Below are 13,258 nucleotides of genomic sequence, written 5' to 3'. Positions count from 1 at the left end.
GCGCCAACAATGGATATTTTTTTGCGTTGAATGGTCAAGTAGTATTCCCCTTCCTTACAGGTTACTAATAATAGTGTCCGCAAACTCGGAGCATTTCACCTGTGTAGCGCCATCCATCAGACGGGCAAAGTCATAAGTTACGATCTTTTTATTAATGGACGTCTCTAGTCCTTTGTAAATCAGGTCAGCTGCTTCTTTCCAACCCAAGTGTTCAAGCAGCATGACGCCGGACAGAATTACGGAACCAGGGTTCACCACGTCTTTGTCGGCATATTTTGGAGCTGTACCATGTGTAGCTTCAAAGATAGCATGCCCGGTTACATAGTTAATGTTCGCACCTGGCGCGATCCCAATTCCACCAACTTGAGCAGCAAGAGCATCGGACAGATAATCCCCGTTCAGGTTCAGCGTTGCAATGACATCAAATTCAGAAGGACGAGTCAGCACCTGCTGAAGTGCAATATCAGCAATCGCATCCTTGATGATGATTTTGCCTGCATCTTCAGCTGCTTTTTGAGCTGCATTTGCCGCATCCTCACCTTCTTTTTCCTTAATGACATCGTACTGGGCCCAAGTAAATACTTTATCCGCAAACTCCTGCTCGGCTACTTCATAACCCCAGTTTTTGAAGGCTCCCTCGGTAAATTTCATAATGTTACCTTTGTGTACAAGCGTTACACTCTTGCGTCCGTGGTCAACAGCATACTGAATAGCTGCCCGTACCAGACGCTTTGAACCCTCGGAAGAGACTGGCTTAATCCCAATTCCTGAAGTTTCAGGGAAACGGATTTTATTCACGCCTAGCTCTTGCTGAAGGAACTGAATCACCTTTTTCACGTCTTCGGACCCTTCGGCATATTCGATCCCTGCATAGATATCTTCTGTGTTCTCACGGAAAATGACCATGTCTACCAGCTCAGGGCGTTTTACTGGAGATGGGACACCGTTAAAGTAACGAACAGGACGCAGGCACACGTATAAATCCAGTTCCTGGCGCAATGCCACATTCAATGAACGGATACCACCGCCAATAGGTGTCGTAAGTGGACCTTTAATGGCTACAATATACTCACGGATGGCTTCTAATGTATCGTTAGGGAGCCACTCGCCGTATGTATTGAAAGCTTTCTCACCAGCGAATACTTCATACCAGGCAATTTTTTTCGTGCCGTTATATGCTTTTTCTACAGCCGCGTCCAGTACGCGCTTGGAAGCTTTCCAGATATCGCGACCTGTGCCGTCACCTTCGATAAACGGAATGACCGGATGGTTCGGAACCTGCAGTTGACCGTTATCAATCGTAATTTTTTCGCCTTCAGTTGGGAGCTCAAACTTTTCAAATTTCGCCATAAGTTCCTTTTCCTCCTCAGATATGAATGGGTACAGGGCGAAAGACATGATCTTTATCACAGACAAAAACGTACATCTCTCGCCGACCCTTCTATTGTACCTTATTTTTTAAATTCAGGGTATACAACCTCAATCTTCCTCCAAAGGTTAGCGCAGCTCTGGTGACACATATTTTTGATCTATTGGACCTGTGTATTCGGCGCGCGGACGAATCAAACGGTTATTTTCATATTGCTCCAAAATGTGTGCAGTCCACCCCGATACACGGCTCATAGCAAAGATAGGAGTAAACAGATCTCTCTTAATACCCAGCTGGGTATACACGGAAGCAGAATAAAAATCCACATTCGGTTTCAAGCCTTTTTGCCCTGTTACAATACTTTCAATTCGAACTGACATATCAAACAACGTAGTGTCGCCATTCATTTCTCCCAGCTCACGAGACATTTTGTGCAAATGCTTGGCACGTGGATCACCGTTTTTATAGACACGATGTCCGAAACCCATGATTTTTTCGCGGTTATCCAGTTTGGCCTGAATATAAGAGTCCACCTGATCCAAACCGCCAATCTCCTCCAGCGTTTTGGCAACAGCCTCATTGGCTCCACCATGCAACGGTCCTTTTAAAGCCCCGATGGCAGATGTGATTCCAGAATAAATATCTGATAAAGTGGCTACCGTTACACGCGCAGCAAAGGTCGAAGCATTCAATTCATGATCGGCATGCAGCACGAGAGCCTGATTGAACGCTTTAATAGCCGTCTCCTCCGGATCCTTGCCAGTCAGCTGATACAGAAAGTTTTCAGCAATGGAAACATTTTTTTTAGGCGCAATTGGTTCCAAGCCTTCACGTATACGTGCTATGGCTGCCACAATTGTGGGCAATTGCGCCTGAAGCTTAACGGTTTTTGTCACATTGGACTCCCTTGACATATCATCCGCCTCTGGGTCATACAAAGCTAGAGACGATACAGCTGATCTCAAGGCAGCCATCGTGCTCAATTCTTTCGGGTATAACTTTAACTGAGTAATAATTTCATCCGGAATAGCAGCATATTCGCTTAACTGGCTGCGAAGCTCCTGCAATTGCTCTTGGTCAGGTAACTTCCCAAACCACAACAAATAAGCTACCTCTTCAAAATCGGCGTTAACAGCCAAATCATCAATGTTATAACCCCGGTACGTGAGAACGCCATCTACGATAGAGCTTATGGAGGAAGTGGTCGCTACGATCCCTTCCAGACCTTTAGTCGCTGTCATCGTTACATCTCTCCTTTGTAAAAACATTGTGAACGGACTTGCAATGTAAACATTTTCAAAAGTAAGATATGCCTTTTAAATAGCTGAGTAATGTTAACGCCATATGTCAATATTTAAACCTTCTTTCACTATACTGGATTTTGTCGTTTATGTGAACATTGAGGGCTATTCCAACACATTCAAATGTTTTATCGCATCAATAAAGAAATTTTTGAAACCCCTTACAAAACATATGAGCTCATTTGCACTTTTTTACACAGGTCTTGTCTTACCCTCTTCCCGCATAAGTATAGTAGAGCACAGATCTTAAGGGATACCATCGAAAAGAAAGGAGGCGTGGGAGCTTGAGCCGATTAATCCTGAATCGCATATTTCGTGCTCTATGGGTCGTAATCGTGATTGTAGCTCTGTTGCTGGGCATATATGTGCTATTCCCTCTCGTTTATCCTTTTTTATTCGCCTGGCTTGTGGCCTATGCTATGAATCCCCTGGTCGTTTTTTTGCGCAACAAGGCTCGGATGCCACGTTGGGCGGCTGTCACGGTCTCATTATTTGTATATTTAGGCGGAATCGCGATCATCCTGTCTGCTGCAATCACCCGCATAGTTCGAGAAGTGATTAAGCTGGCCATGACTTTTGACGGGCATATCGAGCGTTTCAAAAGCCTGTTCATAGATTGGACTCAAAGTGATTTGATCCAAAATATAATTATTGAAATCAACCATTTTATTCGGGATAATCCAGATTACCAACACACCATTAACAGCAATATTGATAAAACGACTCAAACCGTCAGTTCGGCTGTTACTACACTAGTCGGTCAATTTTTTAATGGGGTTTTGAATCTGCTAACCTCTCTGCCTAATATGGGAGCGGTGCTAATGGTTATTGTATTAGCTGCCTTTTTTATCAGTAAGGATTGGGACCGACATAGTCGATTACTTTCGAATACGGTTCCTGATACGATCCGCAAACCGTTGTCAGATATTTGGCACGATCTGCGTAAAGCATTGTACGGCTATTTGCGTGCACAGTTTATTATCATTTCCATAACAGCATTAACGGTCATCATTGGGTTGTTCATCTTGCGTGTGGAATCAGCCTTTACCATCGGTTTGATGATCGGGCTGGTGGACTTGTTACCTTATTTAGGGGTTGGCATTGTGATGATTCCGTGGACACTGTATGCATATATGTCAGGTAATTTGGCACTAGGGGTTGGATTGTCAATCCTATACGCCATCCTATTGATTGGACGGCAGATCGTCGAGCCTAAGGTGCTGGCCAGCAGCGTGGGATTGAACCCGCTTCCCACCCTCATCGGGATGTTCATCGGGCTCAAGCTGTTTGGTGTTTTAGGACTCATTATTGGACCTGTATCACTCATCGTTCTTGATGCACTGAATCGCGCGCATGTCATTCAGGACTTGCGCAACTATATTCTTGCCGGAAGAGTCCGTTAGGTCAGGGATAGGGGATAGCGGCAGTTTCATTTAAAAGCGTCGAAACGTAATACTGCCGTTTTTCATTTTCTTCTCCAGCCATTTCAATAAGAAACGACGGTACAATACTCGTGTTAAAGGAAACACCAATGTAAAACCAATAATATCTGTTAAAAATCCGGGGATAAGCAGCAAGCTTCCGCCGAAAAACACACATAATCCATCCAGCATTTTACGACCGGGCATTTGCCCCCGGTTCATTTCATTTTTGGCATCGGCAATCACCTTGCGCCCTTCGAATTGCATCATGGCAGCGCCAATCAACGTCGTCAGAATAATGAGCAGAATGGTCTTGCCCGCTCCGATCCAGTGACTTACCCATATAAACCCGTACAGCTCCGCCAACGGAATGAGCAGCAGCAACAGCCACAGACGTTTACGCATCATCATGGCTCCTGTCCCTCCCCGCCTGTAAAAGCAGACCTTAACGCAGTGTACAGCTCAGGCAGTGCCTGATCGAGCCGAACGGGCTTCCAGTCGGTGTTCAGCCACACGTGCCGTGTCGTTCCCGTGACCAGCAGTTCTCCTGGTAGTGTATCACCCTCTGTCCATACCTTTCCCACATTCCTTTGGTGCTCCTCATCCGTTACCCGTCGAACCTCATAGGTGTAGTTCAAACGTAGTCTGGAGAAGTCCGTGATAGCAGTATAAACCGTAATTAAATCATCATATCGAGCAGGACTCGCATATTTCGCATTGATTTCAATAACTGGCAGCATAACGCCTCGATCTTCCATACTCCGATAGTTAAAACCCGCCTGTCGGATCATTTCCGTACGCCCGATCTCAAACCAGTTTAAGTAATTCGCATGATACACGACCCCCATCTGGTCGCTTTCCTGATAACGGACACGTAGAGGCGCTCCATACCATCGTAATTGCGTTTGTTTCTCCTCTTGAGTCATACAAGCTCTCCTATCTTTGTGCATCTTTATCTCTATTTTGCCCTCTCTCCATTAAACCATATTTACCGCCTGGGAACAAAAAGAGGGCCGAACCCAATCGGTTCCACCCTCACATAACATTAATATGATGACTTTATTATTGCGGCAACGGCTTGGACAGTTTGTAATATCCACTTTCCGAAGCCAGTTTCAGCAAGCTCTTCGCCTGAGTTCCCGCCCAAGCATAACCAAGTCGTCTTTCTTCACTTATTTTCATAATGTCCGTATACTTTTTGCCATCTCGGTCCGAGAAGAAATACTTATTGTCCCCCACATTGTAGAAACGATACCACATCACGCTTGATGCATCCTTTTGGAAAAACTCCGGACCTTGACGATTGTATTTCATACCGTCGATCCGATTCGTGTCAAACCATTTCAAGGCACTCTGAGCTGCTTTTTTCACCTCAGCTGTCTGCGGTTGAGACATCAAGAAGGCCGTAATACCTACCGATTCCGTAGTTGTTTTGGAAGCAAGCTCGAATGCTCGCGCAGGTACAGATTCATAAGTAAACGGATCATGCTGTGCTCCCCAAATCGTTGGCGTGCCATTGTTTACAATTTGAGCTTTAAGTGTATATTGTACACCTTTATTCAGAGCCTGCTGAAGCCTGGAGCGATATGTATTATCAAGAATATCGCTATCAAACGGCTGCCTTTTGTTCACAATATCATCTGCCAGCACCATCACTCTAACCATTGCATCATCGTTGTAGGTTGCAGCATCGGAATAATTACCACGTTTAGGATATACCTGTGGCCAAGCACCTGAGGAATATTGAGAGGTTAGTACGAAATCAACTGCTTTTTGCACACTATTCTTAATGTCTTTATTTTTAGTTCTTTTGTATACATCCGCTAAAAAGCGAATCTCGGTTGTCGTGGCTTCGTTATCAAACGTTCCAAGTTCAACACCATCCTTGCTCTTCCATGTAGAGCGCGCTGCCTTGCCGTCCCATTTGGATTTATAATTTTTTTCCATCGCTTTGAAAAATCCGCCATGCGGCAATTGCCACGATACAATATTCAAGGCAAGCGTAGTGTCCTTGGATGTATTCCCAGTGGAAAATTTACTAAAATCACGATACTTGTCCAGCAAACTACTCACATTCACAGTGGCCATTGGAACAATAGCATTTTTGTAAACGTTTGCATCGTTATATACGGCTTGGATAACACTAGTGCCCGCATCAGTCATATCCTGCTCTGCTGCTGCCCATGAAGGGTTAATAAGTCCCGATGTTAAGGTAATAGCCATGCCAGAAAAGGCGATCCATTTGACAGTTTTTTTAACGTTAAACCTCATTCCAAGTCTCTCCTTTTAATTCGATTGTGGTGATTCAAGAACTATTAAACACATGTATTATATGAAAATATAGCCAAATAATCAATATATTTTATTATATACAAATATAAGAGTTTATTAAACTAATAAAAAAACATCTTACTAATACTAGCTTAGTAAGATGTTTTATCCTGCTTCATATTTAAAACAAATCGTCAAACTGTGCGGCTTATCCAAAGCGACCCATGATGTACTCTTGAGTCAGCTCGTTTTCAGGATTTGTGAATATATCGTTCGTTTTCCCATGTTCAACCAAGCTTCCGACATAAAAATAAGCAGTATAATCGGAAATCCGTGCAGCCTGCTGCATATTGTGCGTTACAATCACAATTCGCAGCTCTTTTTTCAATTCGGTAATAAGCTCTTCCACCTTGCCTGTAGACACAGGGTCCAGCGCGGAAGCCGGTTCGTCAAGCAATAGAATTTTCGGCTCTACGGAAAGGGCACGTGCAATACAAAGCCGTTGCTGTTGCCCACCAGACAGAGCGAGAGCAGAATCGTGAAGACGATCCTTGACCTCATCCCATAATGCCGCCTTGCGCAGGCTGCTTTCGACGATTTCATCAAGCTGCTTCTTTTTGCGCACTCCGCGATATTTGGGGCCAAAGGCAATGTTATTATAAATCGATTTGTAAAAAGGATTCGGCCGCTGCCATACCATGCCAATTTGCTGACGCAGCTTGATCACGTCCGTCTCCGGCGCAGTCAAATCCTGTCCATCCATCCAAATATGTCCGGTTGTTGATGAAGATGCAATTTCATCATTCATTCGGTTAAGGGAACGCAAAAAGGTCGATTTACCGCAGCCGGAGGGCCCAATCAAGGCGGTCACGGTCTGCTCTGGAAAGGCTAAGTTTACTTTTTTCACAGCCTCAAAGCTTCCGTAATAAATACTCAAATCCTCGGTACTAAACGGGTGCGGATGCTGCTCCGCAAGTTGTTTTGAATGCGTAGACTGAACGGATGTTGCTGGTGAGGCGGTTTTTGCCGTTCGTGTAATCACATATTCCATTATTCTCCATCCCCTCTCTAGTCCATACGTTTGGCTGCTGTCAGACGGCGATAGACGACTCTTCCGAACCATCTTGCACTCAGGTTAAAGACCAGTACGAGCAGTACCAACACTGCGGAAGCGCCTGCGGCGATATCCTTGGAGTCAGGAGCAATACCTTCACTGTTGACCTTCCAAATATGAACAGCCAATGTTTCAGCAGGCCGCAGCGGATTAATAGGTGATCTGGCATGCAATGGATTCCAATCGGTAAAATCAAGCGGCGGCGTACTCATCCCTGCTGTAAACAGCAACGCGGCGGCTTCCCCGAAAATGCGGCCTGCGGCCAAGATGGTCCCCGTAATCAAGCTCGGCAGCGCAGCTGGCAACAAAATGGAGGTAATGATTTTCCATTTGGACAACCCAAGCGCAAGTCCCGCTTCCTTTTGCTCTTTTGGCACTGCACGGAAAGCCTGCTCCGTTGTGCGAACCATCAGCGGCAGATTGAATACGGCCAAAGCCAGAGCCCCAGACAAAAGGGAAAAACCAAAATCAAACGTATTGACGATAAGTAATAGTCCAAACAATCCAATCACGATCGACGGGAACGAGGACAATACCTCGACGACAAGTCGGATGAAGTCCGTAATTTTCCCCGGCTTTGCATATTGCGCCATGTAAATGCCAGCGCCCCAGCCGATTGGAATGGTGATAATCAAAGTTAAAATTAGCAAAAATACAGAATTAAATAATTGCGGGCCAATCCCGCCACCTGCGCGTAACGTTTGGGGAGCACTGGTTAGAAAGTCAAAAGAAATATGACTGACTCCGCGGGCCAAAATGAAGCCCAGTAATCCTACCAAAAGTGCAACAATGAACAAGGCGAAGAAACAGATTACAAATGTAGCGATCTTATCGGTCGTTTTAGCTTTTATCAAACCCGGTTTCTCCTTTCAAGCAGCCTTACTAGCAGTACGAAAATAAATGTCATAAGCAAAAGGACAAGCGCCATGCTCCAGAGTGCATTGTTATGAACGGAGCCCATCGCTGTATTGCCCATGCTAAGTGTAATGACGCTGGTCAAGGTCGAAGCGGATTCCAGCAAGGAATGCGGTATGTGCGGTGCATTCCCAATAACCATCTGTACAGCCAACGCTTCTCCGAAGGCACGAGCCATACCGAGAATAACTCCTGTTAAAAGAGCAGGCAACAGCGTCGGAATAATAACACGGGCAATCGTCTGCCAGCGGGTAGCCCCCAACGCATAAGAGGATTCACGCAGACCCCCTGGCAAGGAAGACAACGCATCTGCCATAATACTCGTAATCGTCGGCAAAATCATAACCGACAACACCAGGCAACCTGCGAGAATGCCGATGCCTTGTCCCCCGAACACGTTTCGCAGCAACGGAACGATTACAGTCAGACCGACAAAGCCATAAACAACCGATGGAATGCCGGATAATAATTCAATGGCAGGCTGAAGGATCCGTTTACCCGATTTCGGCACGATTTCCGTCATAAATAAAGCTGCGCACAAGCTAAGCGGACTGGCAATTAAGGCCGCTAATATGGTTACGGCAAAAGAACCTGTAATGAACGGCAGCGCGCCGAAGGAATTGGGCTCGCCATCCGGACTCCATTTGGTACCAAAGAAAAATTCTTGCAGACTGACTCCATTCACCGCAAATGTAGCTACACCTTTGGAGGCAACAAAATATACAATGGAGACAATGACTGCAACTAAAAAAACGACACAAACCGACGTATAGATGCGGCCGGTCCATTCTTCCCAGTAATGTCTTTCTTTCATAACTCGGGATCGTTTATTCTGTTCCATGTATGCCTTCCCTTCAATTGGTTCCATACTGTAACTCCTTTAACCGAAGAATAGAGGTCGGACGCTAGTCCGCCTCTTCTTCGTGAATATACTCGCGTTAGCTGTGTTCATCCGAACAGGAGCTAACCTCTCCTTATTTCGTGATATTGCCGTCAGCATCACGTTTCACTTGCATACCTGATACTGGAATGTATCCCAAATCTACAACGTCTGTTTTTTGGATTTCATCAGACAGAATGTAGTCCAGGAATGCTTTTACATGCTCTTTTGGCTCACCCTTGGTGTACATATGCTCATATGCCCACACTGGATATTTGCCTTGTTCTACATTTTCAACGTTAGCTTCCACACCGTCGTATTTCAAAGCAGTAACTGTGTTGTCGATGTAGGACAAAGCCAGGTAACCAATCGCACCAGGTGTTTCAGCAATCAGCTTTTTCACAGTACCAGAGGAATCTTCTTGAATGGAGCCTGGCAGATCTTCTGTTTTTTGTCCCAGTGCGTATTTTTCAAAGGTAGCACGAGTACCGGAGCTGCTTGGACGGTTCACAATTACGATCTTTTGATCCGCACCGCCAACTTCTTTCCAGTTCGTAATTTTACCTGTAAAGATTTGGACCAGTTGATCTTTCTTCAGGTCTGTAACGCCTACTTTAGGATTCGCTACCGCTGACATAGCTACAACAGCTACTTGGTGATCGACCAGTTCTTCTGCGCCGCTCTCCAGTTTTTCTTTTGCAAACACGTCAGAGTTACCGATATCCGCTTGTCCGCCGGAAACCTGAGTCAAGCCAGTACCGCTACCGCCGCCCTGCACTTGAACTGCAATGCCTTTATATTTATCGACAGCCATAAATTTTTGTCCCGCTTGCTCTACCAATGGTTGAAGCGCAGTGGAGCCAACAGCCAGAATGTTACCTGTCAGTTCAGCAGCTGCTTTATTGTCTGTTCCTGCAGCAGCATCTCCTTGTGGTGCAGCATTGTTACCTGATCCGCAAGCTGCAAGTGCAAATACCATGGTGAGAGTCATCAGAATGAACGGCCATTTTTTCAACATTTTTTATTGTCCTCCCCTTATTTAAGTGACGGTTTTTTATTTATGACCATCAACACTTTTACATTGTAGGCTTGGAATGTTAGACGAACAACTTGGTTTTGTAAAACAAATATAAAATATTGATAGATAAATTATTTTTCGGTATATAATAAATCTATAGTGTAAATTCACGCATGAATATCAAATAAGGAGAGCTGTTCAATTCTATGAATATATTAAAATTGCGCATCTTAGTGCTGATCGACAAGTTTCATAAAGCGACGGAAGTAGCTGAAACTTTGCAGATCAAACAGCCCACCGTCAGCTTTCATATGAAAAGTCTGGAAAAGGAAATGGGTGCAACTTTGTTCTCTCTTCAACAAGGTAGAATTATGCTGACCGAGGCTGGTAAAAAAATGCTCCCATACGCAAAGCAGATTCTCTCTCTAGAGCAAGACGCCAGACAAGCTGTAGATGAGCTGACAGAACAATCACAGGGTCAACTACATTTGGGTGCAGAGTCGATTTCGGGCATGTATCTTCTCCCGACCATCGTGGCTGAATTTGCGCAGCAGTACCCAAAATGTCGTATTCAGCTAGAGATCCAATCTCCGGATGTAATCAAGCAGCTACTGAAAGAGGGAGACATTGATTTCGCTTTTCTCGATGATCGAGAATCTCTCCTGGAGAATACGGCGGCAGAACCAGTGGCTTCAGATCAGGTGGGGATTATCCGAGCAGCATCAGCAAAGACATCCAAGTCGCTGGATATCAATGGGATCGATACGCTGGACAAGCACATGTGGGTAAAATATAGCGGAGCATCTGTGGTAGATTCCTATTCCTCGCTAGTTAGATCCCATCTGGAAATCAACTCTTGGGAAGTAGTAAAGCAAGTGGTCGGTGGCGGAGAAGCGCTTGCCTTCTTTCCTGCCTGCGGAGTTCGTAGCGAGGATCATACTGCCCTCTCAGTGGAATGGCTTCCTTATCCCGAAGCTGACAGCAATAAGAGCCACTATCAAATAAACATGGTGTACTCACAAGATATGCCCATGAGCAAAATGCAACAGGCATTCCTTGATTTTATACGGCGAGGAGAAATGAGAATTAGCTAACAAAAAAAGGAGCATCCAAGTCTTATAAGACCTGAATGCTCTTTTACTTATTGCAACGAGTAGATACCGACCCTGTATTACTTCGGGGGGACTACAATTACGCTTGTGCTGGAACGCAACTGATTTTGATCAGGTTCGTGGAACCGGAATCACCAAGAGGTACGCCTGCTGTGATTACAACCAAATCGCCCTCTTTAACGAGGCCAGATTTGCGACCGCCTTCCAGCGCATTGTCAAACAGACTGTCTGTTGTATCAACGATTGGTCTGCCTTGCACTGCATGTACGCCCCAGATTAGAGCCAAGCGGCGAACTGTTCTTTCCTGTGTTGTCACAGCGATAATCGGAGCTTCCGGACGGTATTTAGAAATCATACGCGCCGTTGTACCGCTTTGAGTGGACGTCAGGATTGCTTTGGCATGCAGATCAAGTGCCGAAATAGAAACGGATTGGCTGATTGCCTCTGTAATACTAATCTCTTGAGCCGTTCTTTGTTTTTTGAACAAATCACGGTAGTTCAGAGAAGATTCAGCTTTTTCTGCAATACGGGACATCGTCAATACAGATTCTACCGGGTATTTACCCGCAGCAGTTTCGCCGGACAGCATAATTGCATCTGTGCCGTCGAAAATAGCATTGGCTACGTCACTTGCTTCCGCACGAGTCGGACGCGGGTTACGTTGCATGGAATCCAGCATTTGTGTTGCCGTAATAACAGGTTTGCCAGCTACATTACATTTGTTAATCATCAATTTTTGCGCCAGAGGCACTTCTTCAGCAGGAATTTCCACACCGAGGTCACCACGGGCAACCATCAGGCCATCGGAAGCCTCCAAAATCTCATCCAGGTTGTCAACACCTTGCTGATTTTCAATTTTGGAAATGATTTGAATGTGACTTGCATTGTGCTTCGCCAACAATTCACGGATTTCCAGTACATCACTTGCTTTACGAACAAAAGAAGCTGCGATGAAATCAATGTCCTGCTCAATACCAAAAATGATATCATTCGCATCTTTCTCCGTAATACCAGGCAATGAGATAGCAACGCCTGGAACGTTAACGCCCTTCTTGCTTTTGATCGTTCCGCCATTGACAATGCGGCATTTGATTTCAGTGCCTGATACTTCAATAACGGTGAGTCCGATCAGACCATCGTCGATCAGAATGGTGGAGCCGGGCTCCACGTCCGAGGGAAGATCCTTGTACGTAATGGAGATACGATCTTTCGTACCGAGAATTTCTTCCGTTGTCAGCGTAATGAACTCGTCCTGAACAAGCTCGATAGGTTCAACTTCGAGCTTTCCTGTCCGGATTTCCGGCCCCTTCGTATCGAGCAAAATAGCAACATTTTTGTTAAGCTCCTTACAAGCTTGACGGATGTTTTTAATCCGGTTGCCATGCTCCTCGAAATCACCGTGAGAGAAATTCAGGCGGGCTACGTTCATACCAGCCATAATCAGTTTCTTCACATTTTCCAATGATTCACTGGAAGGACCGATGGTACATACAATCTTAGTTTTGCGCATTTGGGTTTTTCCTCCGTTTTCAAAGGTGCTACTCTTTATATCTTTTTCCAACAATTAAATCTACTACACTTTTTCCTATTTGTATAGGAAGTTCGTCATATTTATTGTTACCCGTTTCCAGCGTATTACAACATAGGCTCAGATTCCGAGGGCTTTAAAAAGGTGTATTGGCCTATTTTCCGAAATTTTTGATATCTGTCTTCTCTCAATTCATCGCAGCTCATATTCGCCAGGTCTGCCAAATGACGTTCCAGTAACTCCTTGATTGCGGCAGCGGTCACTTCATAGTTACGATGTGCGCCCCCTTTCGGCTCTGGCACAATATCCTCAATAATCTCCATGCGCAG

At 45.2% G+C, this 13,258-nt stretch carries 12 protein-coding genes and 1 pseudogene; 2 read left to right on the top strand and 11 right to left on the bottom strand.

Annotation, left to right across the window (positions count from 1 at the left end):
• Positions 1-54: 54 nt before the first annotated feature.
• Together icd and citZ are read right to left on the bottom strand one after the other, a co-directional pair.
• Positions 55-1,350: an NADP-dependent isocitrate dehydrogenase gene (gene icd / locus AC5V8P_RS16575; RefSeq protein WP_016819629.1), complete on the bottom strand. Its 1,296-nt coding sequence runs from the start codon at positions 1,348-1,350 to the stop codon at positions 55-57.
• 147 nt (positions 1,351-1,497) lie between these two features.
• On the bottom strand, positions 1,498-2,610 hold the full coding sequence (gene citZ, locus AC5V8P_RS16570) for a citrate synthase (protein ID WP_063213111.1): 1,113 nt from the start codon (positions 2,608-2,610) through the stop codon (positions 1,498-1,500).
• A gap of 344 nt (positions 2,611-2,954) precedes the next feature.
• Between citZ and ytvI the strand changes: the two genes are divergently transcribed.
• Entirely contained in the window at positions 2,955-4,073 is a 1,119-nt protein-coding gene (gene ytvI, locus AC5V8P_RS16565; protein WP_064796224.1) for a sporulation integral membrane protein YtvI, read from the top strand.
• Positions 4,074-4,103: 30 nt separating this feature from the next.
• Here the strand turns inward: ytvI and AC5V8P_RS16560 are convergent, their stop codons facing one another.
• From AC5V8P_RS16560 to AC5V8P_RS16530, 7 genes are all read right to left on the bottom strand, one after another.
• Complete coding sequence (locus AC5V8P_RS16560; protein ID WP_081276763.1) at positions 4,104-4,502, bottom strand: FxsA family protein; 399 nt, start codon at positions 4,500-4,502, stop codon at positions 4,104-4,106.
• Positions 4,499-5,017 carry an acyl-CoA thioesterase gene (locus AC5V8P_RS16555; RefSeq protein WP_063213113.1) on the bottom strand — a complete coding sequence of 173 codons (519 nt, stop codon included), beginning with the start codon at positions 5,015-5,017 and terminating at the stop codon, positions 4,499-4,501. Before AC5V8P_RS16555 ends, AC5V8P_RS16560 begins: the two co-directional genes overlap by 4 nt.
• A 136-nt stretch (positions 5,018-5,153) precedes the next feature.
• Entirely contained in the window at positions 5,154-6,362 is a 1,209-nt protein-coding gene (pelA, locus tag AC5V8P_RS16550; RefSeq protein WP_064796225.1) for a pectate lyase, read from the bottom strand.
• Between the two features lie 208 nt (positions 6,363-6,570).
• Positions 6,571-7,413, bottom strand: a complete 843-nt coding sequence (gene pstB, locus AC5V8P_RS16545; RefSeq protein WP_064796226.1) for a phosphate ABC transporter ATP-binding protein PstB — start codon at positions 7,411-7,413, stop codon at positions 6,571-6,573.
• 17 nt (positions 7,414-7,430) lie between these two features.
• Positions 7,431-8,327 (bottom strand): phosphate ABC transporter permease PstA, encoded by an 897-nt coding sequence (gene pstA / locus AC5V8P_RS16540; protein WP_064796262.1) that lies wholly within the window; start codon positions 8,325-8,327, stop codon positions 7,431-7,433.
• A complete protein-coding gene (gene pstC, locus AC5V8P_RS16535) occupies positions 8,327-9,259 on the bottom strand; it encodes a phosphate ABC transporter permease subunit PstC (protein ID WP_063213116.1) in 933 nt (310 codons plus the stop codon). Before pstC ends, pstA begins: the two co-directional genes overlap by 1 nt.
• A 106-nt stretch (positions 9,260-9,365) precedes the next feature.
• On the bottom strand, positions 9,366-10,289 hold the full coding sequence (locus AC5V8P_RS16530) for a phosphate ABC transporter substrate-binding protein (protein WP_013370342.1): 924 nt from the start codon (positions 10,287-10,289) through the stop codon (positions 9,366-9,368).
• A gap of 206 nt (positions 10,290-10,495) precedes the next feature.
• On the opposite strand from AC5V8P_RS16530, the gene AC5V8P_RS16525 reads away from it, so the two are divergent.
• Positions 10,496-11,383 (top strand): LysR family transcriptional regulator, encoded by an 888-nt coding sequence (locus AC5V8P_RS16525; RefSeq protein ID WP_064796227.1) that lies wholly within the window; start codon positions 10,496-10,498, stop codon positions 11,381-11,383.
• Positions 11,384-11,480: 97 nt separating this feature from the next.
• Here AC5V8P_RS16525 and pyk read toward each other — a convergent pair whose 3' ends face one another.
• Together pyk and AC5V8P_RS16515 are read right to left on the bottom strand one after the other, a co-directional pair.
• Entirely contained in the window at positions 11,481-12,911 is a 1,431-nt protein-coding gene (gene pyk / locus AC5V8P_RS16520; protein WP_063213118.1) for a pyruvate kinase, read from the bottom strand.
• Positions 12,912-13,036: 125 nt separating this feature from the next.
• Positions 13,037-13,258, bottom strand: a pseudogene (locus tag AC5V8P_RS16515) (acetyl-CoA carboxylase carboxyl transferase subunit alpha); the annotation flags it as partial.

Source organism: Paenibacillus sp. N119s (genome assembly GCF_059447605.1).
This window is presented reverse-complemented; position numbering and strand designations above follow the sequence as displayed.